We start from the raw sequence: 24,333 nt of genomic DNA, 5'->3' as shown, positions 1-24,333 counted from the left end.
GGCTGCGATCTTTGAAAATCAAAAGATCGCAGCCTGCGGCAGCTCCTACACAGAGCGGTCAGCAGCGTCAGTCAGGCAACGCAGTGCGCCAGGCACACCGCGTCGACGCTCAGCCAATCAGTAGCGGTAAGCGTGCGGCTTGAACGGGCCTTCGACGGTCACGCCGATGTAGTCAGCCTGTTGCTTGGTCAGTTGAGTGACCACGCCGCCGAAGCCGCGAACCATTTCCAGGGCCACTTCTTCGTCGAGTTTCTTCGGCAGTACTTCAACGGTCAGACGCTCGGCTTTCTGGGCTGGCGACAGGTCGGCGTACTTCTGGCCGAACAGGAAGATCTGCGCCAGCACCTGGTTGGCGAACGAACCGTCCATGATGCGGCTCGGGTGACCCGTGGCGTTGCCCAGGTTCACCAGACGGCCTTCGGCCAGCAGGATCAGGTAGTCGTCGTTCTGTGCGTCGAACGCGCCAGCACCGGTACGGTGGATCTTGTGTACCTGTGGCTTCACTTCTTCCCATGCCCAGTTCTTGCGCATGAAAGCAGTGTCGATTTCGTTGTCGAAGTGACCGATGTTGCAGACAACAGCGCGCTTCTTCAGGGCTTTGAGCATGTTGGAGTCGCAAACATTGACGTTACCGGTGGTGGTCACGATCAGGTCGATCTTGCCCAGCAGCGCTTTGTCGATGCTTGCTTCGGAACCGTCGTTGATACCGTCGATGAACGGCGAAACCAGTTCGAAACCGTCCATGCACGCTTGCATGGCGCAGATCGGGTCAACTTCGGAAACTTTAACGATCATGCCTTCCTGACGCAGGGACTGAGCCGAGCCCTTGCCCACGTCACCGTAACCGATGACCAGCGCTTGCTTGCCGGACAGCAGGTGGTCGGTACCGCGCTTGATCGCATCGTTCAGGCTGTGACGGCAGCCGTACTTGTTGTCGTTCTTGGACTTGGTCACCGAGTCGTTGACGTTGATGGCCGGGATTTTCAGCTCGCCCTTGGCCAGCATGTCCAGCAGACGGTGTACGCCGGTGGTGGTTTCTTCGGTCACGCCGTGAACGCGATCCAGCACCTGTGGGTATTTCTTGTGCAGCAGCTCGGTCAGGTCGCCGCCGTCGTCGAGGATCATGTTGGTGTCCCATGGCTGGCCATCCTTCAGGATGGTCTGCTCCAGGCACCACTCGTACTCTTCTTCAGTCTCGCCTTTCCAGGCGAAAACCGGGATGCCGGCAGCAGCGATAGCGGCAGCAGCCTGATCCTGAGTCGAGAAAATGTTGCAGGACGACCAGCGAACTTCGGCACCCAGGGCAACCAGGGTTTCGATCAGCACGGCAGTCTGAATGGTCATGTGGATGCAGCCGAGGATCTTGGCGCCTTTCAACGGCTGTTCGCCGGCGTACTTGCGACGCAGACCCATCAGGGCCGGCATTTCCGATTCGGCGATGATGGTTTCGCGACGGCCCCAGGCAGCCAGGGACATGTCGGCAACTTTGTAATCGGTAAAATCTGCAGGCGTGGTAACAGCGCTCATGAAGAGCCTCCATTCGTAATGTATGCGAATGGGCGCCGTTGTGCGTTTAGTGTCCGGCCAAGGCCAGTCAACGCCCCATCCGAGCCTGACAGGATGAACCTGCTGCAGCGCCCCTCGGACAGGTGGCGGGAAAACGGTAGCAAGTGAACGTTACCGTTTTGAAACGGGAGCGATTATAGCCGTCTAGACTGATCTTCCAAAGGGTTTCTGTCGGCCAAATGAAGATCGCTAATGGCGACCATAGTCGAAGCCGCATGGAGCCTGACCGCTCGGTCTGCCAAGATGGCGCCCATCTTTCGGCAAACGCTCAGGAGTAAACATGAATTTCCACACCCGCAAATGGGTAAAACCCGAAGACCTGAACCCCAACGGCACCCTGTTCGGCGGTAGCCTGCTGCGCTGGATCGACGAAGAGGCGGCCATCTACGCCATCGTTCAGTTGGGCAATCAGCGCGTGGTGACCAAGTACATCTCCGAAATCAACTTCGTCAGCGCCTCGCGCCAGGGCGACATCATCGAACTGGGCATCACCGCCACCGAGTTCGGCCGCACCTCGATCACGCTGACCTGTGAAGTGCGCAACAAGATCACCCGCAAGAGCATTCTCACCGTCGAGAAAATGGTTTTCGTGAATCTGGGCGAAGACGGCTTGCCGGCACCGCACGGGCGCACGGAGATCAGGTACGTCAAAGATCAGTTCAAGGAAGATGAATCAGTCAGCGAGTAATGCGAGCCCCTACAGAACGTATTCCGAACGGCAAGGGTCGTAGCTAAAAGCCCCCAACCGGTTCCCACGCCATGACCACTCCGACAGACGGCAAGACCCCCGACCTCTCGGCCAAAGAGCAACACGAAGTCGAGAAAAGCCAGCCGCCCCGCGCGGCGGTTCTGCATGAAATCATCCGCTCCCAAGGCGATCAGGAATTGGAGCGCAGCATCGCCGCACTGTGGTGGTCGGCACTCGCCGCCGGCCTGACCATGGGCCTGTCGCTGATGGGGATGGGGCTGCTCACCTCGCGGTTGCCCGACGGCGACGAATTCAAGGTGATTGCCAGTTTCGGCTACTGCGCAGGCTTTCTCGCGGTGATTCTCGCCCGCCAGCAACTGTTCACCGAAAACACCCTGACTGCCGTGCTGCCAGTGATGACCAAACCGACCCTGCTCAATTTCGGCCGGCTGATCCGCCTTTGGACGGTGGTGCTGTTTGGCAATCTGTGCGGCACGATTCTGGTGGCGTACGTGATGCTGGAACTGCCGATCTTCGACACCAAGACGGACCACGCCTTTCTCGAAATCGGCCGCAAGGTCATGGAAAACCATGCCAGTCAGATGTTCGCCAAAGGCATAATTTCCGGCTGGATGATCGCCACCATGGTCTGGATGATTCCGTCCATGGAGAGCGCGAAGATGTGGATCATCATCCTCATCACCTACCTCATGGCGCTCGGCGATTTCACCCACATCGTGGTGGGTTCGGCAGAAGTGTCATATCTGGTGTTTGCCGGCGAATTGCCGTGGAGTGATTTCTGGATGGTGTTCGCCGGGCCGACCTTGGCGGGCAACATCATCGGCGGCAGTTTCATTTTTGCCCTGATCAGTCATGCACAGATCCGCAGCGAGAGCGGGGCGCCAAAGGCTGATAAACCAGACACTGGCGAACCCCGCGACGATGATTCCGACCGCAAGACGCAATAGTTTCAGGCCTTGAACGGCGGGCTGAGCGGTTCTGTAACCGGCTCGCTCTCAGGGGCCTTGAGCTGTCCTTCCCAGCGAGCGATGACCAGCGGCGCCAAGGCGTTGCCCAACACATTGAGCGCGGTCACCGGCATGTCCATCAATCGGTAGACACCGGCGATGATGGCCACGCCTTCCACTGGCAAGCCGGCGGCGGTCAGGGTGGCGGTCAGGATGATGAACATGAAGCCCGGAACCCCCGCCGCGCCTTTGGACGTCAACACCATGATCAGCACCAGCATCGCCTGGTCGGCCAGACCCAGGTCGATGCCGTAGGCCTGGGCGATGAACAGCGTGCCCAGCCCGGCGAACAGTGAAGCGCCGTCGAGATTGAACGAGTAACCCAGTGGAATGACCATGCTGGTGATTGGGCGTGGCGCCCCATATCGCTCCATTTTCTCGATCAGTTGCGGCATCACCGTGGCCGAGGCGGCGCTGCTGTAAGCCAGTAGCAGCTCACTGCGGATCTCTCGCACAAGGTGGAAAAACCTGACGCCGGCCATTCGCGCCACTACTCCCAGCACGCACAGCGCGAACAGAAGTACCGCCACATAGGTGATGCCAATCAGCTTGGCCAGCGGCAGCAAGGCACTGAGACCGAAACTGGCCACGGTCACCCCGATCAGGCCGAAGATCCCGATCGGCGAATAGTGCATGACCAGATGCGTGACCTTGAACATGGTGTCCGAGACTGCCTGCATCACGGCGATCAACGGTGCTTTTTGCTGTTCTGGCAGCATCGACAAGGCGCAGCCGAACAGGATGGCGAAAAACAGCACTGACAGCAGTTTGCCCTGGGACATGGCCAGCACGATGTTGTCCGGAACGATGTTGACCAGGGTGCGGCCCAGGTTCTGCGTTTCGCCCGTGCTGACCAGACCGGACACCGGCGACTGCAGCGTACTGCTGAAGTCGGCTCCAGCACCCGGTTGGAATACATTGCCGACGACCAGGCCGAAGACAATGGCGATGCTGGTGATCGTGAAGAAATACACCAGCGTCTTGATCCCGACTCGCCCCAGAGCCTTGGTGCTGCCTGCCCCGGCAATGCCGACCACCATGCACGCAAAGACCAGCGGTACGACGATCATCTTCATCAGTCTGATGAACAGATCGCCTGCCGGTTGCAGCAGGTTGTCGATGAACCAGAGCTTGTGTTCGGGAAACTGGTTGAGAAGGATGCCGACGATTATACCGGCCGCCAGCCCGATCATGATGCGGGTGACAAGGCTGGTAGGTTTCCTGGTAGTCATGTTTTGCCCCTTTTTTCTTGTGTTTGTTGGGGGGAAGCTCAGTGTGCGAAAAGACCGGCGAAATCCTTGAAACCCTTGACCTCAATCGGGTTGCCGCTGGGGTCGAGAAAGAACATCGTGCGCTGCTCGCCGGGTTCGCCGGCGAAGCGGATTACCGGTGGAATTTCAAAAACAGTGCCTAGGCGGTTCAGGCGCTCGGCCAACGCCAGCCACTCCTCCAGCGGCAGCACGACGCCAATGTGTGGCATCAGCACTTTGTGCTCGCCGACTTGGCCGGTGCGCGTGGTGGCAAAAGGCGTGCCCACGTGCAGCGAGATCTGATTGCCGAAAAAATCGAAGTCGACCCAGGTCTCGGTACTGCGGCCTTCGGTGCAGCCCAACACATCTCGATAAAAAGTCCGCGCCTGTTCCAGGTCGCAAACATGGTATGCAGCGTGAAAAGGTCTGTTCATGTGATGTCCCCAAGTGAAGGAGCGCTCAGGGTAAACAGACCGTGCGGCGGGGCATAACGGCTTCGCCTTGTTCTGAGCGAAAGGAAAACTTATGGATGTCAGGTTCTTGAACAGTTTGGTCGCGGTGGTTGAAGCCGGTTCGATTGCGGCGGCCGCGCGGCGAGAAAATCGCACGGCGGCAGCAATCAGTCAGCGAGTCCAGGCGCTCGAACGCGCGCTGGGTTGCACGTTACTGCTGCGTACCGCGCACGCCGCCCGGTCCTCGGACCAATGCTTGCTGATCCTGCCGAAGATCAGGGCAATCATCGAACTGGCGCAAGAGTTACACGGCGACCTGCACCACGATGGGCTGTTCGGTGAAGTGACAATCGGTGCCATTTCCACCGCGCTGACCGGCGTGTTGCCGGGCTTGATCGAGCGACTGGCGCTTTCGGCACCGGATTTGAAGCTGAAGATCACCCCCGGCGATTCAAAAAGTCTTTACGAGAAGGTGCTCGCTGGGGAGCTGGACGCGGCGATTCTGGTCAGGCCACCGTTCCAGCCGCCGAAAGCCTTGGCGCTGACTGTGCTCAAGGTCGAGCCGCTGATTCTGGTTGCCCCGGCCAGGCATGCCGGGCAGTCACTTGAAGCGCTGCTGCGCGAACATCCATTCATTCGTTATGACGCGCGCTCTTGGGGTGGGCAGATTGCCCAGCGCTACCTCGATGAACAAAGTATCGAGCCGAATGTGCTGTGCGAACTGGATGCGCTGGAGACCATCGTCATGCTGGTCGCACAGGGGATGGGCGTATCGCTGGTGCCGCAATGGGCAGGGATGGCACTGGACGGCTTGTGCGTCATGCCGGTGGACGGCGGGCAGCGTTACACGCGGGAGTTGGTGGTGATGCATGGTTCGACACCGCACCGCCCGTTGGCGATGCGGCATCTGCTTGACCTGCTGGGCAGTGCGTCGTGAAGGGCTCCGCGACGGTGCCGCGTTGAGGCGTCAGTGTGCGGGTTGCGTCACATCACCCGGCTCGTTGCGAGTCGCGTGCTTGACCAGTTTGCCGATGGTCAGACCCTGCAACAGGATCGACGACAGCACCACGATGTAGGTGATGCTTAGCAGCAGATCACGTTCCGCGCCCAGCGGCAGGGCCAGCGCCAGTGCCACTGAAACACCACCGCGCAAACCGCCCCACGTCAGGATCCGGATGGTGCCGCTCGGCACTGTGCGCCAGCGCCGCAGCAGCAGGATCGCCGGGGCCACGGTCAGCAGACGTGACAACAGAATCGCCACCGCCAGCAAACTTGCCGCTGCCACATGCAACCAGTTGAACGGCAGCAGCAACAGTTCCATACCGATCAACGCAAACAGCAGCGCGTTGAGCATGTCATCGAGCAGCTCCCAGAAGCCGTCGAGGTATTTGCGCGTCATGTCATTCATCGCCAGGTTGCGGCCCAGGTTACCGATGATCAGACCGGCGACCACCATCGCAATCGGCGCGGAGACGTGCAGCTCGGACGCCATCGCCGAACCGCCGATCACCAGTGCCAGGGTCAGCATCACTTCGATCTGGTGTTGCTCGATGCTCTTGATCATCAGGTAGACCAGATAACCGATCAGCCCACCGAACAGCACACCGCCGATGGCTTCGTGAGCGAACAGCATGGCGGTGGCGCCGACGGTCGGGGTCTCGCCGAGTTGGGCGATGCCCAGCAACACGGTGAATACCACAACCGCAGTGCCGTCGTTGAACAGTGACTCGCCGACGATCGTGGTTTTCAGTGGTTTCGAAGCGTTGGCGGTACGCAATACGCCGAGCACCGCGATCGGGTCGGTCGGGGAAATCAGTGCGCCGAAAAGCAGGCAGTAGAGGAAGCTCACGTGCCAGCCGAACAGGGCAAAAATGTAATAGGCGAGGCTGCCGATCACGGCGGTGGCGATCAGCACACCGAAGGTTGCCAGCAGGCCGATGGGCCAGCGGTAGCTGCGCAGGTCGTTCAGGTTGACGTGCAGGGCGCCGGCAAACAGCAGGAACGAGAGCATCCAGTTCATCAGCAGATCGCCGAAGTCGATCTGGCCGATCAGTTGCTCCACGCGTTCTTCGAGGCCGGGATAGCCGAGCAGGCTCAGGCCTTGCAGCAGCAGGGAGAACAGCAGAGCGGTGACCATCACGCCGATGGTGGGTGGCAGGCCGATGAAGCGGAAATTGACGAAGGTGAGGAGGGTGGTGAGGCAGATGAAAGCGGCTACGAGTTCAAGCATCCGGGGTCCTTTGGATGAGGAGTGGAAAGACAGCGCACCGATTCTTCGGGGCAAGGGTTGGATGGGCTGATTCGGGGCGGGGACACAACTGTGTCCTCTCAGTTGGTCAGCCGCACACATTGGTGTAGGGTCAACCATAAAAATCAAGGAGTGAAACGTGTTGGCGACAGCTCTGGTGTTGGTGGCGGCGCTGTTGCATGCGGCGTGGAATACCCTGATCAAATTCAGCGCCGAACGGCTGCTGGTGGTGGCGTGCATGGACACCGTTGCGCTGCTGGTTGTCGCCGTTGCGCTGCCCTTCGTGAGTTTGCCGCCTGCGCAGATCTGGCCGTGGATTCTCGCTTCGGCAGCCTTCGAGTTGCTCTATCGCTATCTGCTGATTCAGGCCTATCGGGTCGGCGACCTCGGGCTGGTCTATCCGTTGATGCGTGGTTTGTCGCCGCTGGTGGTGCTGGCGCTGACCCTGATCTTTGCCGGTGAAGTGCTGACCACGCAGCAGATCTTCGGGATCATGCTGATTCCATTCGGCATGGTTTGCCTGCTGTGGCAGGGCGGTGGCGGGAAGCATTTGCCATGGTCAATGCTGCCGGTGGTGGCGCTGATTGGCCTGTGTATCGGTAGCTACACCTACATCGATGGGCAGGCGCTGCGGCGCTGGTCGCATCCGCTGGATTATCTGGTCTGGGTCACGCTACTCAGCGCCTGGCCGTTTCCGCTGCTGGCGTGGGTCGCCAAACGCCCGGCGTTCATGCAGTTCTGGCGTGAACAATGGAAGCTGGGGCTGACGGTCGGATTCTGCGTGTTGTTCAGCTACGCTCTGGTGCTATGGGCGATGCAGTTGGGCTCTATTGCGGAAGCGGCGGCGTTGCGCGAGATCAGTGTGATTCTGGTGGTGCTGTTCGGCATGCGCTACCTGAAAGAACCTTTTGGCCGGCCACGGCTCTTAGCCTGTGGGTTGGTGCTGATCGGCATGCTGGTGATGAAGTTCTGACCGCCCGCGAATTCTATAACTCGAACAAAGGACGGCGTTATGACGGTGGCTCTGTGGTGTGTGTTGATCGCGATCTTCTTGCCGTATGTGTGCACGATTGTGGCCAAGGCCTCGGGCGGTTTCAGGCTGAGGGACAATCACGATCCCCGGGATTTTCTCGACAGCGTTGATGGTGTGGCCCGGCGGGCGCATGCGGCGCAACTGAACAGTTTCGAAGTGATGCCGGCGTTTGCCGTGGCGGTGATCGTCGCGCATCTGGTGGGGACTGCGGAGCTGGTGACGGTGAATGTGCTGGCGGTACTGTTTATCACCAGTCGCCTGCTGTACATCATCTGCTACCTGGCGGACTGGGCGGTTCTGCGTTCGCTGGTGTGGTTAGTGGGGATGGGGTTGATTGCTTCGTTCTTCTTTGTGTCCGTGTAGAAAAACAGGATCAAGAGATCGCCGCCTGCGGCAGCTCCTACAGAGGACTTCGCGTTTCCCTGTAGGCGCTGCCGCAGGCGGCGATCTTTTGCTTTTATGGCTTATCTGCCACCTGCGGCACTTGCGGCAACGCCGCGCCTTTTGGCCAGAGCATCCAGATCTGCCCCTGCTGTTTCATGTCCCCGGCCAATTGCCCGGCCGCATCACCGGTGCCCCAGAACAGATCCGCACGCACCTCGCCGGCAATCGCACCGCCGGTATCCTGCGCTGCCACTGGCCGCACCAGTGCCGTGCCATCGGGGCGCGTGGTCGATAGCCACAACAGGCTGCCCAACGGAATAACCTTGCGATCCACTGCAGCGCTGTAGCCGGCCGTGAGTGGCACGTTCAGCGATCCGCGCGGGCCTTCGTTGCTGTCGGGGTTACGGGTGAAGAACACGTAGCTCGGGTTGCTGCCCAGCAGTTCCGGGATGCGCGACGGGTTGGCCTTGGCCCAGTTGCTGATCGCGCCCATGGTCACGTCTTCTTTTTTCAGCTCGCCTTGCTCGACCAGCCAGCGGCCGATGGGCCGGTACGGATGGCCGTTTTGGTCGGCGTAGGCGATGCGGAGCTGTTTCCCGTCTTGTGTCTGGATCCGCCCGGAACCCTGGATCTGCAGGAATTGCAGGTTCATCGGGTCAGTGAGGTAGGCCACCACCGGTGCTTTCACGCCTTTCGATTCAATGGTCGCTGAGTCGTCGTACGGCTTGAGCACCCGACCTTCCAGGCGCCCGCGCAGGCGCTTGCCTTTAAGCTCCGGATAAATACTGTCCAGCGAAACAATGATCATGTCCTCGGGCACGCCGTAAACCGGTACGTTCGCCGTTTCGGTTGGCGTAAGGCTGCCGGGGTAGACCGGCTCGTAGTAGCCGGTGATCAGACCGTTGGGGTTGTCGTTCTCCGCGCGCAGGCCGAAGACATCAAGGTTCTGTTTCAGAAAGGCGCGGATCTCGTTGGCGCTCTGCGGCACGTTGGCTGCCGCTGCGCAGGTAGTGCCCCAGACCGGATCGGCCTTGAGTCGAGTACAGGCGCTGCGCCACGAACCGAAACCGGCGACCAGATCGCTGTCGGACACCGCCGGCAGTGCTTCCCACGTCGCGGTGGAATAAGTGGCTAGCGCATGGGTTTTCGGCTTGGCGCTGTCGCCACCGGTGCAGCCGGCAAGAATGGCCAGCAATGGCAGGGTCGTGATCAGTGGGTGACGCCAGGCCTTGAAACGGCTGTTCATGCAGTGATTCCTATGCCGGTTGCCTCAGTGCTCCATGCGCTCAAGCAACCCGTATTTTTAATAGGGCTATTGGTGTTTATCGGTGACGCGGGGATACTGGCCGCCGATTTCCGTGACCTGAAGCCACCATGACTCTTAAACGTATTTCTGTTGTATTGCTGGCCTGTCTGACCTTGTCCGCCTGTGGCGGTGTCGATCCGAATTCTCCGCTGGGGCAACGCAAGGCGATCTTCAAACAGATGCTCAACACCGGCGAAGACCTGGGTGGCATGTTGCGTGGACGCATTCCATTCGACGGACCGAAATTCGCCGAGGGTGCGGTGAAACTCGATGCGCTGTCCCATGAGCCGTGGAAGCATTTTCCGCAGGTTCGCGAAGAAGATCACACCAGTGCCAAGGACGATGTCTGGCAAAAGCAGGCCCGCTTTCAGGAAATGGCTCGCAACCTTGAAGCGGCCACCGGTGAATTGGTGATCGCCAGCAAGGTTCAGCCTTACAAGGCCAGTAATCTCGGGCCTGCGGTGCAGAAAGTCGAAGATGCCTGCAGCGCTTGCCATAAAGAGTTTCGCGATCATTGAGATTTAAAAGATCACAGCCTGCGATCTTTTGATTTTTTACTTATCGATCTGATCCAGCGCGTCCTGCAACTCTTTACGCGACTCGGCGAGCTTGTTTTTGCGCTTGTCGATCTTTTCCGGGTCGCCTCTCTTCATGGCTTTGTCGAGGTCAGCCTGGCGCTGGCTGACTTCGTGCTTGGCTTCCAGCACCTTGTTCTCGCGTTCCTTTTTCAGGCCTGCGTCGGTGCAATGCTCGGTGACCTCACGCAGAGCAGTTTCCAGGCCCGCCTCCTGATCGGCATTACCGCGCGACTTGGCCTGTTCGATCTGGTTGATGATGCCCTGCTTCTTGGCAGCGCAACCGGTCAGGCCCGGAGCATCTTCGTCGGCCATCACGGGAGCGGCCATGGCGGCGCAGAGGGTGAGCAGGGCGAGCGGTGCGAGAAATTTCATAAAAGCTCCATGTGCAAAGACAATCGGGTCGGTTGGGCACTGCGCTGTTGGAGCGCCTCAGTGGCCGACGGGTTCCCGGCGTGCCGGGATTGCATGTTCAGAAACCGTCAATTCCGGCGGCGTGTAAAGTTTCGCTCAAGGCTAGCACCTGCGGGTCGCGGAAGAATGCGCTCAATTGCGCCGCGCGACCGGGGCCGATGCCGGGTTCTGCCTGCCATTGCTCGGTGTCACGTTGGGCCAGCACCAGCCACGAGTCAGGGAGTTGCGCCTGACCGGTCGCCGGTAAACCCAAGGCCTTGAGCCATTGGGCAAACGGCCGTTGGCGAGCGCTGTGAATACTGTGCATCAGGCGCGCGCTGCTGCGTTCGCCGAAGCCGGCAATGTTAGCAAGCTCTGGCTCGTCGAGGGTCAACCAATCCAGCAGGTTTTTCAGACGGCCTGTTTCGAGAAGTTTCTCCCAGGTGCCGCGACCGAAATGCGGCATGGCCAGTCCTTGCTTGCCACTGAGCCAGGTCAGGCGGGCGAGAAACTGACTTTCGCAACCGGGTGTAGGTTGCCAGCAACTCAAGGCATGAAAGTCGCTGGCGCTGGGGATTTTGAGTTCCGCACGTTCAGTGCTATGCCATACAACGCTGTCGAGTCGCGGAATCGTCAGGCCGGCGAGACTGATTGCCACTTGATCGCCGGGGCGGATGTCCAGCTCCTGCCAGCGTTTGAGTGAGCCGGCGCTGACCCGTTTGATCTCCCGGTCATCGAGCATGACGGGCGTCAGTTCCAGCACCGGCGTGATGCGCCCGGTGCGACCGATCTTGAAATTCACTTTGCGCACTTCGGCCAGTGCCTGGGCAAATGGATATTTCCAGGCGATGGCCCAGTACGGCGAACGCGCCTGCCAGCGCTCGGCGGGTGGGCGCCGGCTCTGGCGCAAAACCACACCGTCAGTGGCGAATGGCAGGGGAGAGCGATACCAATGCTCGCGCCATTCTTGTGCCTCGACGAATTGCGGGACGGGATGGCTGTAGGGTTCTGTTGCGGCGAACCCCAGCGCCGCCAATCTCGATAACCTTTCAGGCAAGTCTGCTGGCCCTTGCGGCCAGTCCCAAACGAACAGCCCGATCCCGGCGGCTTGTTCAGCGCTCAGCGATTTGCGTCTCATCAGGCCGGCCACCGTGGCGCGGGCGTTGACGCTGCCGGCTTGAGCCTGAACATGCTCGGTCAGACGCCAATAGAGTTCGCCCTGCACGAGCAGATCCAGCGGTTGTTTCAGTCGCTGAGGAATAGCGCCGATCATGCGCGCCGACGCCGTCCAGTCCTGTCCGCTGATGCCGTCGCCGCGACTGGTCGCTTGCTGCAAAAGTCCATCGCGATAAATCAGCGTCACCGCCACGCCATCGACCTTGGGTTGTACCCATACCCCTTGGCGATCACGCAGCCAGGCTTGCACGGCCTCGGCTTTGTGAAGTTTATCCAGGCCGGTGTGGGCGATTGGATGGGCGACAGCGCCGGAGACCGTGCGCACAGGCTCGATCGTCGCTGGCGATTTGAAACAGCCTCGCCACTCGCTGAGCCGCACGCGCGACTGGTCGTAAAGTTCGTCGGCAATCAATGAGCGGCCTTCGCGGTGGTAGGCGTCGTCCCATTGGTCGAGCTGTTTTTGCAGAGCGGTGATTTCGCGTTGGGCTTGGGCAGGTGGCCAATTCGGGCATTCGGCGTAGGCGTTTAGCGTAGGGAGCGTCAGCAGAAAAGTAATCAACAGGCGCAGCGTGGCATGCATCGTGAGCGTCCTTGCTCAAAGGGAATGCTTGAAGGCTAGGCGAGGATTTTGAGTTGGGTCGGCGTGGTGTTTTGCGGAGTGTTTCAATGCGCAAATTGATGTCGCTCTTGCAGGCCTCTTCGCGGGCAAGCCCGCTCCCACAGGGTTATCCGTTTGGATTCAGGAGTCGCATTTCAGGCACAAAAAAAGCCCCGCACGGCGCAAACCGTGCGGGGCTTTTCATGCAGCCAGGTTATTACAGGCCGGCAGCAGTACGCAAAGCGTCGGCGCGGTCGGTTTTTTCCCAAGTGAAGGTGGTGAAGGTGTCTTCGCCAACAGTCTTGGTCTGCGAAGCACGGCCGAAGTGGCCGTAAGCTGCAGTTTCCTGGTACATCGGGTGCAGCAGGTCGAGCATGGTGGTGATCGCGTATGGACGCAGGTCGAACACTTCACGCACCAGTTTGACGATCTTGTCATCGCTGATCTTGCCGGTGCCGAAGGTGTTCAGCGAAATCGAGGTAGGCTGGGCCACACCGATCGCGTAGGAAACCTGGATCTCGCAACGCTCGGCCAGGCCGGCAGCGACGATGTTCTTGGCAACGTAACGGCCGGCGTAGGCCGCCGAACGGTCAACCTTCGATGGATCCTTGCCGGAGAACGCGCCGCCACCGTGACGGGCCATGCCGCCGTAGCTGTCGACGATGATCTTGCGACCGGTCAGACCGCAGTCACCTACCGGGCCGCCAATGATGAACTGGCCGGTCGGGTTGATGTGGAACTGGGTGTCTTTGCTCAGCAGTTCGGCCGGCAGTACGTGCTTGACGATCAGCTCCATCACGCCTTCGCGCAGGTCTTTGTACGACACTTCAGGGTTGTGCTGGGTCGACAGTACAACGGCGTCGATACCGACAACCTTGCCGCCTTCGTAACGGCAGGTCACTTGCGACTTGGCGTCCGGACGCAGCCAAGGCAGCAGACCCGATTTACGGGCTTCGGCTTGCCTTTGCACAAGCTGGTGCGAGAAGGTGATCGGCGCTGGCATCAAAACGTCGGTTTCGTTGCTGGCATAGCCGAACATCAGGCCCTGGTCGCCGGCGCCCTGATCTTCAGGCTTGGCACGGTCAACGCCCTGGTTGATGTCGGGGGACTGCTTGCCGATGATGTTCATCACGCCGCAGGTGGCGCCGTCGAAGCCGACTTCGGAGCTGGTGTAGCCGATGTCGCAGATAACGTCACGAACGATCTGCTCCAGGTCAACCCAGGCGCTGGTGGTCACTTCACCGGCAACGATGGCCACGCCAGTCTTGACCAGGGTTTCCACCGCAACGCGTGCGTGTTTGTCCTGGGCAATAATGGCGTCCAGCACCGCATCGGAAATCTGGTCGGCGATTTTGTCCGGATGTCCTTCAGACACGGACTCGGAGGTGAAGAGGGAGTATTCGCTCATCTCGATGTTTTCCTGAATTTACCGATGGTGAATGTCGCCAGCCGGTCGCTGAAAGTGGCGAACCTGGATCTGGAAACCATTACGTAAGCCTACATAGAGGCTTTCCCCGGGAACGAGTCCCGCAGCGGTGGCCCAACGGGCCAAATCGTCCTGTTCAAACCCCAACCACAGATCACCGCAGGCCTCCCTGGCCCAACTCTGGTTGTGGCTACATAACTCTGTCACGAGCAGGCTACCGCCCGGTTGCAGCAGGTCGGCCATGTGCTTGAGCGCTTCGGCCGGCGCGGCGAAATGGTGCAAGACCATATTCAGTACCACGCAATCGGCCTGAAGGCTGCTGCCGTTCAATGCATCGGCCAATTGCAGGCTGACGTTAGCCAGTCGTTCACGTTCACATACCTGACGCGCCAGTTCGAGCATCGCCGGGCTGTTGTCCAGCGCGGTTACGGTGCTGAAGCGGCGCGCCAGTTCCGGCAGAAAAGCTCCATCACCGGGGCCGACTTCAATGGCCGTGGCAGCGCCACTGAAGCTCAGTTTGTCGAGCAGGGCCAGCACGCTTTCGCGGTACTGCGGCAGGCCGGCAATCAAGTCTTGCTGGGCGCGGAATTTCTCCGCGACCCGGGCGAAAAAGTCCTGGCTGGCCGCAGCACGTTGCCCGTGCACTTGAGCGATGCGCGCCTGCACGGCATCCGGCAGCGCCAGATTGTCGACTTCTTCTAACAACGCTGCGTGCAACTTGCCGCCCAGCAGTTCGGTATGGGGTAGGGCGCGACGATAGAAAATCGCGTTGCCTTCACGGCGAGTTGCCACCAGCTCGGCTTGCGCCAAGACCTTGAGGTGGTGACTCATACCGGACTGACCAATGCCGAAAATCTGTGCCAGTTCCAGTACACCAAACGAATCGTTGGCCAGCGCGCGCAATACATTCAGCCGCAACGGATCGCCGCCGGCCTTGCACAGGGCCGCCAGCTCGTCGCAATCGTCATGGCTAATGGAAGGCGCGCGTAAGTTCATGGGGCAGCAGTCTAGAGACGGGGTTAAATCCCCGCAAGAGCAATATCAAAAAGTTTTGATATTGCTAGATAGATGGCACTTCTCACGAGATGGTTAACTCTACAAACGAGCAGCGGAAAGGTTTCACCAACAGAAACCGCCGCTATCCATTGGAAAAACGCCTCTGCATGACTATCTGTCATTGCCCCGAGGCGCTCCGGTGAGGGAAAATGCCCTCCTTTTTTCCGTTCCAGTTTATTCACACCCAGGAGATCAGCGATGCCTAGCCGTCGTGAGCGTGCCAACGCCATTCGTGCCCTCAGCATGGATGCCGTGCAAAAAGCCAACAGCGGCCATCCCGGTGCCCCTATGGGTATGGCAGATATTGCCGAAGTGCTTTGGCGCGACTACCTCAAGCACAACCCGAGCAATCCATCATTCGCCGATCGTGACCGCTTCGTGCTGTCCAACGGCCATGGCTCGATGTTGATCTACTCGCTGCTGCACCTGACCGGTTACGACCTGTCGATCGAAGACCTCAAGCAGTTCCGTCAACTGCACAGCCGCACCCCGGGCCACCCGGAATTCGGCTACACCCCGGGCGTCGAGACCACCACCGGCCCGCTGGGTCAGGGTCTGGCCAACGCTGTGGGCTTCGCCCTGGCAGAAAAAGTCCTGGCGGCGCAGTTCAACCGTCCGAGCCACAACATCGTTGACCACCACACCTACGTGTTCCTGGGTGATGGCTGCATGATGGAAGGCATTTCCCACGAAGTCGCTTCCCTGGCCGGTACTTTGGGCCTGGGCAAGCTGATCGCCTTCTACGATGACAACGGTATCTCCATCGACGGCGAAGTCGAAGGCTGGTTCACCGATGACACCCCGAAGCGTTTCGAAGCCTACAACTGGCAGGTGATCCGCAACGTTGACGGTCACGACCCGGAAGAGATCAAGACCGCCATCGAAACCGCTCGCAAGAGCGCGCAGCCGACCCTGATCTGCTGCAAGACCACCATCGGTTTCGGTTCGCCGAACAAGCAGGGTAAAGAAGACTGCCACGGCGCCCCACTGGGTGACGCGGAAATCGCTCTGACCCGTCAGGCGCTGAACTGGAACCACGGCCCGTTCGAAATCCCGGCCGACATCTATGCCGAATGGGATGCCAAAGAATCTGGCCGCGCGGTTGAAGCCGAGTGGGATCAGCGTTTCGCTGCTTACTCCGCTGCGTTCCCGACCGAAGCCAACGAACTGATCCGTCGTCTGAGCGGTGAACTGCCGTCCGACTTCTCGGAAAAAGCCTCGGCGTACATCGCTGAAGTGGCCGCCAAAGGCGAAACCATCGCCAGCCGTAAAGCCAGCCAGAACACCCTGAACGCCTTCGGCCCTTTGCTGCCGGAACTGCTTGGCGGTTCGGCTGACCTGGCCGGTTCCAACCTGACCCTGTGGAAAGGTTGCAAAGGCGTCAGCGCTGAAGATGCCAGCGGCAACTACATGTACTACGGCGTGCGCGAATTCGGCATGACCGCAATCATGAACGGCGTGACTCTGCACGGCGGCCTGGTGCCTTACGGCGCGACCTTCCTGATGTTCATGGAATACGCTCGCAACGCCGTGCGCATGTCGGCACTGATGAAGAAGCGCGTGATCCACGTCTACACCCACGACTCCATCGGTCTGGGCGAAGACGGCCCGACGCACCAGCCGATCGAGCAACTGACCAGCCTGCGCACCACGCCGAATCTCGACACCTGGCGTCCAGCCGATGCCGTTGAATCGGCGGTGGCCTGGAAAAACGCTCTGGAGCGCAAGGACGGCCCATCGGCGCTGATCTTCTCGCGTCAGAACCTGCAGCACCAAGAGCGCGATGCCGGCCAGATCGCCGACATCAGCCGCGGTGGCTATGTGTTGAAGGACTGCGCAGGCGAGCCTGAGCTGATCCTGATTTCCACCGGTTCGGAAGTGGGTCTGGCGGTTCAGGCTTACGACAAACTGACCGAGCAGGGCCGCAAGGTGCGCGTGGTTTCCATGCCTTGCACCAGCGTGTTCGACGCTCAGGATGCCGGCTACAAGCAAGCCGTTCTGCCGTTGCAGGTCAGCGCACGTATCGCGATCGAAGCGGCTCACGCCGACTTCTGGTTCAAGTACGTGGGTCTGGAAGGTCGCGTGATCGGTATGACCACCTACGGTGAGTCGGCGCCGGCGCCTGCGCTGTTCGAAGAATTCGGTTTTACCCTGGAAAACATCCTGGGTCAGGCTGAAGAGCTGCTGGAAGACTAAGTCGGACAGTTGCGTCGACTGAACTGACGCCTTCGCGAGCAGGCTCGCTCCCACAGGGTTATGCACTGCCCATGTGGGAGCGAGCTTGCTCGCGAAAGCGATGGTTCGGGCAACATCGCACTACCTGATTCACCACGGTAATCGAGAACCCCATGCCTCAACCGCGTCCTTACAAAGTTGCACTCAACGGCTACGGCCGGATTGGTCGTTGCGTCTTGCGTGCGTTGTTTGAGCGAGGCGAAAAGGCCGGGTTTGAAATTGTCGCGATCAACGATCTGGCCGACATGGCCAGCATCGAATACCTGACACGCTTTGACTCCACCCACGGCCGCTTTCCCGGCGAAGTGCGGGTTGAAGGCGATTGTCTGCATATTAATGGCGACTGCGTGAAGGTCCTGCGCAGTGCCACCCCCGAAGGCATCGATTGGGCGTCGCTTGGCGTCGATCTGGTGCTTGAATGCTCCGGCGCTTACCACACCCGTGCCGACGGCCAGCGTTTCCTCGACGCCGGTGCGCCACGCGTGCTGTTCTCGCAGCCGATGGCCAGCGAGGCGGATGTCGACGCCACCATCGTCTACGGCGTCAATCAGGATTGCCTGACCGGCGACGAGTTGCTCGTGTCCAACGCCTCCTGCACCACCAACTGCGGCGTGCCGCTGTTGCGTCTGCTCGACAAGGCGATCGGCCTCGATTACGTGTCGATCACCACGATTCACTCGGCGATGAACGATCAGCCAGTGATCGATGCCTATCACCACGAAGACCTGCGCCGCACCCGTTCGGCGTTCCAGTCGGTGATCCCGGTGTCCACGGGTCTGGCACGCGGTATCGAACGCCTGCTGCCGGAACTTGCCGGGCGAATTCAGGCCAAAGCCGTACGCGTGCCGACGGTCAACGTGTCCTGCCTCGACATCACGATGCAGACCGCCACGGCGACCGACGCGAACGAGGTCAACCGGATCCTGCGCGAAGCCGCCACCAGCGGCCCGCTCAAAGGACTTTTGGCCTATACCGAATTGCCTCACGCCAGCTGTGATTTCAACCATGACCCACATTCGGCCATCGTCGATGCCAGTCAGACCCGTGTTTCCGGCCCAAAGCTGGTGAACATCCTGGCCTGGTTCGACAACGAATGGGGTTTTGCCAACCGAATGCTGGACGTTGCAGACCACTATCTGCAAACAGCAACTTCAAAAAAACCGTAGGAAGTGCGACCCATGACCGTGTTGAAGATGTCCGACCTCGATCTGCAAGGTAAGCGCGTATTGATCCGCGAAGACCTCAACGTCCCAGTCAAGGACGGTGTTGTCACCAGCGACGCGCGTATCCTGGCTTCGCTGCCGACCATCAAGCTGGCCCTGGAAAAAGGCGCGGCCGTGATGGTGTGCTCGCACCTTGGCCGTCCGACCGAAGGCGAGTTCTCTGCCGAGAACAGCCTCAAGCCAGTCGCCGACTACCTGAGCAAGGCCCTGGGCCGCGAAGTGCCGCTGGTGGCCGATTACCTGGGCGGCGTTGACGTCAAGGCCGGCGACATCGTGCTGTTCGAAAACGTGCGCTTCAACAAAGGCGAGAAAAAGAACGCCGACGAGCTGGCCCAGCAATACGCCGCGCTGTGCGACGTGTTCGTGATGGACGCGTTCGGCACCGCTCACCGCGCCGAGGGTTCAACCCACGGCGTGGCCAAGTTCGCCAAAATCGCCGCCGCCGGTCCGCTGCTGGCCGCTGAACTGGATGCACTGGGCAAAGCCCTGGGTGCTCCGGCCAAGCCAATGGCTGCCATCGTTGCTGGCTCCAAGGTCTCGACCAAACTCGACGTATTGAACAGCCTGAGCCAGATCTGCGATCAACTGATCGTCGGCGGCGGCATCGCCAACACCTTCCTCGCCGCAGCCGGTCACCCGGTTGGCAAGTCGCTGTACGAGCCGGACCTGCTGGACACCGCGCGCGCCATCGCCGCCAAGGTCAGCGTGCCGTTGCCGGTCGATGTGGTGTGCGCCAAGGAGTTCGCTGAAAGCGCTGAAGCCACCGTCAAGCTGATCGCTGACGTCGCTGCCGACGACATGATTCTGGATATTGGCCCGCAAACCGCAGCCAACTTCGCCGAACTGCTGAAGTCGTCGAAAACCATTCTGTGGAACGGTCCGGTCGGCGTGTTCGAATTCGACCAGTTCGGCAACGGCACCAAAGTGCTGGCCCAAGCCATTGCTGACAGTTCCGCATTCTCGATTGCTGGCGGTGGCGACACCCTGGCCGCCATCGATAAATATGGCGTGGCTGAGCAAATCTCCTACATTTCCACCGGTGGTGGCGCGTTCCTCGAATTCGTCGAAGGCAAAGTGCTGCCTGCCGTAGAAGTCCTGGAAAGCCGGGCCAAGGCCTGAGGCCGCCCGTCAGGCCAGGCAAAGGAGTGGTCACATGGTCAAGTCGTTAGCATTGTTGTTGCTGACCGGTACGCTGGCGGCCTGCGGGAGTAACCCGAAGGCAGAAGCGACACCGGCGCCCAGCGAGTCGCAGAAGGGCTGTTATCAGGCCGACTGGCAGGCCGAAACCAACCCGGTGCTGAACAAGCGCTCGGGGCCGGACGGTCTGGACAAATACGAAGCGCAAACCCCGGCCAAGGAACATGGTTGTCCTTGACGGGTCTGACTCTTAACTCAGGGCTGGCGGCGTGCGCCGTCAGTCGAGGAACACGGATGAAAGGCTTGATCGCCATTGCGGCGTTGGCATTGTTGGGCGGTTGCGCGCAGTTGAACCTGTTTCAGTCGTCCGCCCCCACGGATAACTGGACCACCTGGACCTGCGACAGCCAGGCCAAAGTGCTGTGGCGTTACACCGATGCCGGCCAGAAAGAAGTCGATGTTCGACTGGGTGGCGGTGATCAGGTCTATCGCCTGAAAGAAGAGCCGGGCGCCTCGGGCACGCTGTACAGCGACGGCATGCTGGCGTTTCACATCAAGGGTAACGAAGGCCTGGTGTACTGGGTCGCTACCAATGACCTGATCGGACGCGGCTGCAAGGCGCAGTAATTCAGAATTTGCTTTATCGAATCACCAGACCGGGCTTCGACCCCCGATCTGCAATCACTTGAATAGCCGCCGCCGCTCCGGCAGGCTGGCACGATTAACGACCCTCAACCGGGAGAGACACACACAATGGCACTTATCAGCATGCGCCAGATGTTGGACCACGCAGCCGAATTCGGCTACGGCGTTCCAGCTTTCAACGTCAACAACCTTGAGCAGATGCGCGCCATCATGGAAGCCGCTGACAAGACTGACTCCCCGGTGATCGTCCAGGCTTCGGCCGGCGCTCGCAAATACGCCGGCGCGCCATTCCTGCGTCACCTGATCCTGGCCGCGATCGAAGAGTTTCCGCACATCCCGGTGTGCATGCACCAAGACCACGGCACCAGCCCTGACGTCTGCCAGCGCTCGATCCAACTGGGCTTCAGCTCGGTGATGATGGACGGCTCCCTCGGCGAAGACGGCAAGACGCCGACCGATTACGAGTACAACGTGCGCGTTACTCAGCAAACCGTGGCCATGGCTCACGCTTGCGGCGTATCGGTAGAGGGCGAACTGGGTTGCCTGGGTTCGCTGGAAACCGGCATGGCCGGTGAAGAAGACGGCATTGGCGCTGAAGGCGTTCTGGATCACAGCCAAATGCTGACCGACCCGGAAGAAGCCGCTGACTTCGTCAAGAAGACTCAAGTTGATGCCCTGGCCATCGCCATCGGCACCAGCCACGGCGCCTACAAGTTCACCAAGCCGCCTACCGGCGACGTGCTGGCCATCGACCGCATCAAGGAAATCCACAAACGCATCCCGAACACCCACCTGGTGATGCACGGTTCCTCTTCGGTTCCACAAGAGTGGCTGGCGATCATCAACCAGTACGGCGGCGACATCAAAGAAACCTACGGCGTGCCGGTTGAAGAAATCGTCGAAGGCATCAAGTACGGCGTGCGCAAGGTCAACATCGACACCGATCTGCGTCTGGCATCCACCGGCGCCATGCGTCGCCTGATGGCCACCAACCCGAGCGAATTCGACCCACGTAAATTCTTCGGCGCCACCGTGACTGCGATGCGCGATGTTTGTATCGCTCGTTATGAAGCGTTCGGCACTGCTGGTAATGCTTCGAAGATCAAACCGATTTCGTTGGAAGCGATGTATCAGCGTTATCTGAAGGGTGAGTTGAACGCTAAGGTTAACTAAGCCTTCGAGTTGTAGATACACTAAAAAACCGCCGTCGGGCGGTTTTTTAGTGCATTAGGAATGGTCAACTCAGTATCGGCACTCGCTGAGCTGTTTGGATATTTCGCCTACATTCCCCTGCCACTTCCGTCAACTATCAGTCCTGCAGTACCCCCCGACAAGTCCTTATAAAATGGCCATAGCGCAGTGGCCTCGGGGTTGGACTTTTCTTTTTTAAGACCGTTCCACTCCTCGAAGTATGGACCATCGCTGTTGTATTTAGCCTCGAACGCCCAATTTGCGTCGGGTGTTGAAAAGCTCAAATCAGTTTTCTTGGCTGCGTTGTTAAAATTAAATCCGCCGCTGATGTTTTCCTTGCCAGCAGCGGTGAGAAAAGTACCTGTAAAGCGACCAGCCGATTCATCCATGGTAGTGATTACAAGTTGATGGCCTTTCGGAAACGAGTTGTAAATACCTTTCATATTTGAATGGGACATTTGAAGCCTCCGCTGTAAATTATTAAATTCAGTTCCTTTGAGTTTTCCCTAAGGAGCCGTTGCTGCGAGAACAGATTAGTTTTCAGCGTTATTCGTTGTCACCTGTAATAAGTGACAGGTTTTTATATGCTTTTGAAATAATGATCTGCGCAATATGATCTATAGAAAAAAGCGGGTTAGTAGAAAAAGGGGACGATTTATTTATCACCGATTTATTTAATTGCCCCTAGTGCTTCTATCCGCTTTGTTTCGCAGGTCTGCCCTGGGCTCGATGCGATATTCGCAATCCAGTGATTTGTTCTATTTCGTCTATAAATCGAGGATTGCCGGTCAACTGGCCACGCTGGAGGGCGCCTCGGATCAACTGCAATTCTGAGGAAGGTATCGCCTGTTCCATAAATGAGGTATAGCGAGCAAGGCGCTCAGTATGAGTTTTACCGAGTTCGTTGAAACAAGGATCTTCGTCTAGCCAATGGTTGTCTGCAGTTTCGTTGAGGCGAAGGTGCAAGCTCGACCAAGGGTAATCTTGTGCCTGCTGAACCATTTGCGCTCGCACCGGGTTTAGCTCGATGTATCGACTACATGCCAGCAGATAGGTGTCGGTTTGAACCACGCTGGATTTGTATCGACTCTCCCACAAGGTACCGGAGCGGCCCTCCAGCTTATTGCGATACCTTGTCATGCGTCCCGCCAGGCCTTTCATTAATTGTCCGAGACCCGCAACGGAGTCCCCCGGAGCTAGCAATAGGTGGACATGATTGGTCATCAAGCAGAAGGCATACACTTTCACGTTGAATAGCGTTTTGAGTTCTCGCAGATCTTCGAGATAACGCTGGAAGTCGCCCGGCTCGGCGAACACAACCTGCCTGTTGTGGCCTCGTTGCACGACATGATGCGGATAATTGGGTAACACAACACGTCCCGTTCTGGGCATATCGCCTCCTACGTCCTTGTAGTAATGAGGGAAGCGTAGCAGCTAGAAGCGTGCTTCCCTCCTCGCTGAAAGTCGTTTTCAGTCTCGCTTGCTTCTAGTTATCTCTGCTATCGCAAAAATGTATGAAAAACTGTCATTTATTACAGGTGATTTAATGCCGGCTGCTGCCTATTGTTTGATGTGTAAGCCGATAAACAAGCAAAAGAGGTGGTTTAAATAAGTCTGTCCCCTTTTTTGGTTCCCTTTTTTGGTTCCATAAGACGGGTTTTTGTTAAGCAGAGCGCTCATTTCAGACTATCTGGAACATGGCTTCATTAGACCAGTTATTGTTATTGACTAAGCCGGAGACCATCTCGCCAACTACGGCAGTGTAGTTGCCTGGTAAGAGGGGAATGGTCGTAATGGTGAATAGGCCATCACCGCGCGTTTCACCTTGTCCCAAATGCATGCCAGACCCACTTTGTGCCACATAAATTTTAGTATTGGCTGGTCCCGTTCCATCTAATATAGCTTGATTGCCAACGACCCTGACGCTGTTGATCTTTGTAGTGGCCATTTCGAGATCCTTCTGGTTGGATAGTTATAGATAGTTTTTTATCTTGCTGCTTGTTACTTTGTGTTTGCGTTAGGAATTCTAAGTTTAAATATGCCTTCAGTAACCTGTAAGAAATGACGTTTTTTTATAATCTTTTGCGATTGACTTAAGAGTGTTTTTAAGTGGGTACTGATTCAGTAAAGCGTGCTGACTCAGCGGAGTGCTCTTTTTAGTTGAATTACAGGGGTGAGCGGAATCAAGGGAGAGCTTCTTGATATAAGAAACCCGCCTAGAGACGGGTTCTTTAATGGCGATTAATTGCTTGTTTAAGCGGCGCTACTCCTTCAACTCAACATGATCCAGCGCCTGATTCACCGCCAGTTCACCGAGCATGACCACCTGCGCGATGCCCAGCGCAGTCTTGCGGTGCGAGGTGTCGAGCGTCGCGGCGAAGTTGTTGAGCATTTCGCTGGCTGAACTCAGGGTTTCGCTGGCGTTGGCCAGCAGGGATTCGGTGTTGTACTTCGGGTTGGCGAGGTACATGGCCTCGGGTTCGTGGGTGCTGGCCATGATCGCGGCGGCCGGGTTGAGGTAGTGGTCGAGGGCGCGCTCGGCGGCGTCGTGGAATCTTTTTGAGTTGGGGGATTCGTAAGGGGATGCCGGGTCGGTGACCGGCGGATGAGGCGTTGATTTAGTCATTTGCTCGAAACCTTATTGGAGTGCCCCCTCTCTGGCTACTAATCAAAGTGGAGGCAACTGTACGCAGGTTAGTAGACCGGGGTTTCGAGCAAGCCGG

Annotated in this window: 26 protein-coding genes and 1 riboswitch; of the genes, 12 read left to right on the top strand and 14 right to left on the bottom strand. The window is 58.7% G+C overall.

Annotation, left to right across the window (positions count from 1 at the left end):
• Nucleotides 1–117: 117 nt before the first annotated feature.
• Nucleotides 118–1,527 (bottom strand): adenosylhomocysteinase, encoded by a 1,410-nt coding sequence (gene ahcY, locus IAI51_RS18045; RefSeq protein ID WP_187679716.1) that lies wholly within the window; start codon nucleotides 1,525–1,527, stop codon nucleotides 118–120.
• Nucleotides 1,528–1,550: 23 nt separating this feature from the next.
• Nucleotides 1,551–1,649: riboswitch (S-adenosyl-L-homocysteine riboswitch) on the bottom strand.
• A 197-nt stretch (nucleotides 1,650–1,846) separates the two neighbouring features.
• On the opposite strand from ahcY, the gene IAI51_RS18040 reads away from it, so the two are divergent.
• On the top strand, nucleotides 1,847–2,254 hold the full coding sequence (locus IAI51_RS18040) for an acyl-CoA thioesterase (RefSeq protein ID WP_187679715.1): 408 nt from the start codon (nucleotides 1,847–1,849) through the stop codon (nucleotides 2,252–2,254).
• Between the two features lie 71 nt (nucleotides 2,255–2,325).
• Nucleotides 2,326–3,222, top strand: a complete 897-nt coding sequence (locus IAI51_RS18035) for a formate/nitrite transporter family protein (protein ID WP_187679714.1) — start codon at nucleotides 2,326–2,328, stop codon at nucleotides 3,220–3,222.
• A 2-nt stretch (nucleotides 3,223–3,224) separates the two neighbouring features.
• Here the strand turns inward: IAI51_RS18035 and IAI51_RS18030 are convergent, their stop codons facing one another.
• Together IAI51_RS18030 and IAI51_RS18025 are read right to left on the bottom strand one after the other, a co-directional pair.
• Complete coding sequence (locus tag IAI51_RS18030) at nucleotides 3,225–4,514, bottom strand: cation:dicarboxylate symporter family transporter (RefSeq protein ID WP_262410361.1); 1,290 nt, start codon at nucleotides 4,512–4,514, stop codon at nucleotides 3,225–3,227.
• 38 nt (nucleotides 4,515–4,552) lie between these two features.
• Nucleotides 4,553–4,966 carry a VOC family protein gene (locus IAI51_RS18025; protein WP_187679713.1) on the bottom strand — a complete coding sequence of 138 codons (414 nt, stop codon included), beginning with the start codon at nucleotides 4,964–4,966 and terminating at the stop codon, nucleotides 4,553–4,555.
• 91 nt (nucleotides 4,967–5,057) lie between these two features.
• Between IAI51_RS18025 and IAI51_RS18020 the strand changes: the two genes are divergently transcribed.
• Nucleotides 5,058–5,921, top strand: coding sequence for a LysR family transcriptional regulator (locus IAI51_RS18020; protein WP_187679712.1), 864 nt, complete (start codon nucleotides 5,058–5,060; stop codon nucleotides 5,919–5,921).
• Between the two features lie 30 nt (nucleotides 5,922–5,951).
• Here the strand turns inward: IAI51_RS18020 and IAI51_RS18015 are convergent, their stop codons facing one another.
• Nucleotides 5,952–7,214: a cation:proton antiporter gene (locus tag IAI51_RS18015; protein WP_187679711.1), complete on the bottom strand. Its 1,263-nt coding sequence runs from the start codon at nucleotides 7,212–7,214 to the stop codon at nucleotides 5,952–5,954.
• A gap of 157 nt (nucleotides 7,215–7,371) precedes the next feature.
• Here IAI51_RS18015 and IAI51_RS18010 point away from each other — a divergent pair, with 157 nt between their 5' ends.
• Together IAI51_RS18010 and IAI51_RS18005 are read left to right on the top strand one after the other, a co-directional pair.
• The gene (locus tag IAI51_RS18010; protein WP_187679710.1) at nucleotides 7,372–8,205 is read left to right on the top strand and encodes an EamA family transporter; all 834 of its coding nucleotides are present in this window, start codon (nucleotides 7,372–7,374) and stop codon (nucleotides 8,203–8,205) included.
• Nucleotides 8,206–8,244: 39 nt separating this feature from the next.
• Nucleotides 8,245–8,628 carry an MAPEG family protein gene (locus tag IAI51_RS18005; protein ID WP_187679709.1) on the top strand — a complete coding sequence of 128 codons (384 nt, stop codon included), beginning with the start codon at nucleotides 8,245–8,247 and terminating at the stop codon, nucleotides 8,626–8,628.
• Between the two features lie 94 nt (nucleotides 8,629–8,722).
• Here IAI51_RS18005 and IAI51_RS18000 read toward each other — a convergent pair whose 3' ends face one another.
• A complete protein-coding gene (locus IAI51_RS18000) occupies nucleotides 8,723–9,895 on the bottom strand; it encodes a murein transglycosylase A (RefSeq protein ID WP_187679708.1) in 1,173 nt (390 codons plus the stop codon).
• Nucleotides 9,896–10,023: 128 nt separating this feature from the next.
• Between IAI51_RS18000 and IAI51_RS17995 the strand changes: the two genes are divergently transcribed.
• Nucleotides 10,024–10,473, top strand: a complete 450-nt coding sequence (locus IAI51_RS17995; protein WP_187679707.1) for a c-type cytochrome — start codon at nucleotides 10,024–10,026, stop codon at nucleotides 10,471–10,473.
• Nucleotides 10,474–10,509: 36 nt separating this feature from the next.
• Here IAI51_RS17995 and IAI51_RS17990 read toward each other — a convergent pair whose 3' ends face one another.
• The 5 genes from IAI51_RS17990 to IAI51_RS17970 all read right to left on the bottom strand — a co-directional run bounded on the left by IAI51_RS17990 (nucleotide 10,510) and on the right by IAI51_RS17970 (nucleotide 15,361).
• Nucleotides 10,510–10,905, bottom strand: a complete 396-nt coding sequence (locus tag IAI51_RS17990) for a DUF1090 domain-containing protein (protein WP_187679706.1) — start codon at nucleotides 10,903–10,905, stop codon at nucleotides 10,510–10,512.
• Nucleotides 10,906–11,002: 97 nt separating this feature from the next.
• Nucleotides 11,003–12,679 (bottom strand): NAD-dependent DNA ligase LigB, encoded by a 1,677-nt coding sequence (ligB, locus tag IAI51_RS17985; protein ID WP_187679705.1) that lies wholly within the window; start codon nucleotides 12,677–12,679, stop codon nucleotides 11,003–11,005.
• Between the two features lie 235 nt (nucleotides 12,680–12,914).
• Nucleotides 12,915–14,105, bottom strand: a complete 1,191-nt coding sequence (gene metK, locus IAI51_RS17980) for a methionine adenosyltransferase (protein ID WP_187679704.1) — start codon at nucleotides 14,103–14,105, stop codon at nucleotides 12,915–12,917.
• Nucleotides 14,106–14,123: 18 nt separating this feature from the next.
• Nucleotides 14,124–15,119: an ArsR/SmtB family transcription factor gene (locus tag IAI51_RS17975; protein ID WP_187679703.1), complete on the bottom strand. Its 996-nt coding sequence runs from the start codon at nucleotides 15,117–15,119 to the stop codon at nucleotides 14,124–14,126.
• Nucleotides 15,120–15,142: 23 nt separating this feature from the next.
• Nucleotides 15,143–15,361, bottom strand: coding sequence for a hypothetical protein (locus tag IAI51_RS17970; protein WP_187679702.1), 219 nt, complete (start codon nucleotides 15,359–15,361; stop codon nucleotides 15,143–15,145).
• A gap of 16 nt (nucleotides 15,362–15,377) precedes the next feature.
• On the opposite strand from IAI51_RS17970, the gene tkt reads away from it, so the two are divergent.
• From tkt to fba, 6 genes are all read left to right on the top strand, one after another.
• On the top strand, nucleotides 15,378–17,375 hold the full coding sequence (gene tkt, locus IAI51_RS17965) for a transketolase (protein WP_187679701.1): 1,998 nt from the start codon (nucleotides 15,378–15,380) through the stop codon (nucleotides 17,373–17,375).
• Nucleotides 17,376–17,527: 152 nt separating this feature from the next.
• A complete protein-coding gene (gene epd, locus IAI51_RS17960) occupies nucleotides 17,528–18,580 on the top strand; it encodes an erythrose-4-phosphate dehydrogenase (RefSeq protein ID WP_187679700.1) in 1,053 nt (350 codons plus the stop codon).
• A gap of 12 nt (nucleotides 18,581–18,592) precedes the next feature.
• Nucleotides 18,593–19,756: a phosphoglycerate kinase gene (locus IAI51_RS17955; RefSeq protein ID WP_187679699.1), complete on the top strand. Its 1,164-nt coding sequence runs from the start codon at nucleotides 18,593–18,595 to the stop codon at nucleotides 19,754–19,756.
• A gap of 34 nt (nucleotides 19,757–19,790) precedes the next feature.
• On the top strand, nucleotides 19,791–20,012 hold the full coding sequence (locus IAI51_RS17950; protein WP_187679698.1) for a hypothetical protein: 222 nt from the start codon (nucleotides 19,791–19,793) through the stop codon (nucleotides 20,010–20,012).
• Nucleotides 20,013–20,068: 56 nt separating this feature from the next.
• Nucleotides 20,069–20,401, top strand: a complete 333-nt coding sequence (locus tag IAI51_RS17945; protein WP_187679697.1) for an MliC family protein — start codon at nucleotides 20,069–20,071, stop codon at nucleotides 20,399–20,401.
• Between the two features lie 126 nt (nucleotides 20,402–20,527).
• Nucleotides 20,528–21,592 carry a class II fructose-bisphosphate aldolase gene (fba, locus tag IAI51_RS17940; RefSeq protein WP_003177554.1) on the top strand — a complete coding sequence of 355 codons (1,065 nt, stop codon included), beginning with the start codon at nucleotides 20,528–20,530 and terminating at the stop codon, nucleotides 21,590–21,592.
• A 107-nt stretch (nucleotides 21,593–21,699) separates the two neighbouring features.
• Here fba and IAI51_RS17935 read toward each other — a convergent pair whose 3' ends face one another.
• The 4 genes from IAI51_RS17935 to IAI51_RS17920 all read right to left on the bottom strand — a co-directional run bounded on the left by IAI51_RS17935 (nucleotide 21,700) and on the right by IAI51_RS17920 (nucleotide 24,236).
• The gene (locus tag IAI51_RS17935; protein WP_187679696.1) at nucleotides 21,700–22,068 is read right to left on the bottom strand and encodes a hypothetical protein; all 369 of its coding nucleotides are present in this window, start codon (nucleotides 22,066–22,068) and stop codon (nucleotides 21,700–21,702) included.
• 235 nt (nucleotides 22,069–22,303) lie between these two features.
• A complete protein-coding gene (locus IAI51_RS17930; RefSeq protein WP_187679695.1) occupies nucleotides 22,304–23,002 on the bottom strand; it encodes a transposase in 699 nt (232 codons plus the stop codon).
• Nucleotides 23,003–23,291: 289 nt separating this feature from the next.
• Entirely contained in the window at nucleotides 23,292–23,558 is a 267-nt protein-coding gene (locus tag IAI51_RS17925) for a hypothetical protein (protein ID WP_187679694.1), read from the bottom strand.
• Nucleotides 23,559–23,873: 315 nt separating this feature from the next.
• On the bottom strand, nucleotides 23,874–24,236 hold the full coding sequence (locus IAI51_RS17920; RefSeq protein WP_187679693.1) for a DUF6124 family protein: 363 nt from the start codon (nucleotides 24,234–24,236) through the stop codon (nucleotides 23,874–23,876).
• Between the last annotated feature and the right edge of the window lie 97 nt (nucleotides 24,237–24,333).

It is taken from the genome of Pseudomonas sp. N40(2020) (assembly GCF_014472415.1).
GTDB lineage: Bacteria > Pseudomonadota > Gammaproteobacteria > Pseudomonadales > Pseudomonadaceae > Aquipseudomonas.
This window is presented reverse-complemented; position numbering and strand designations above follow the sequence as displayed.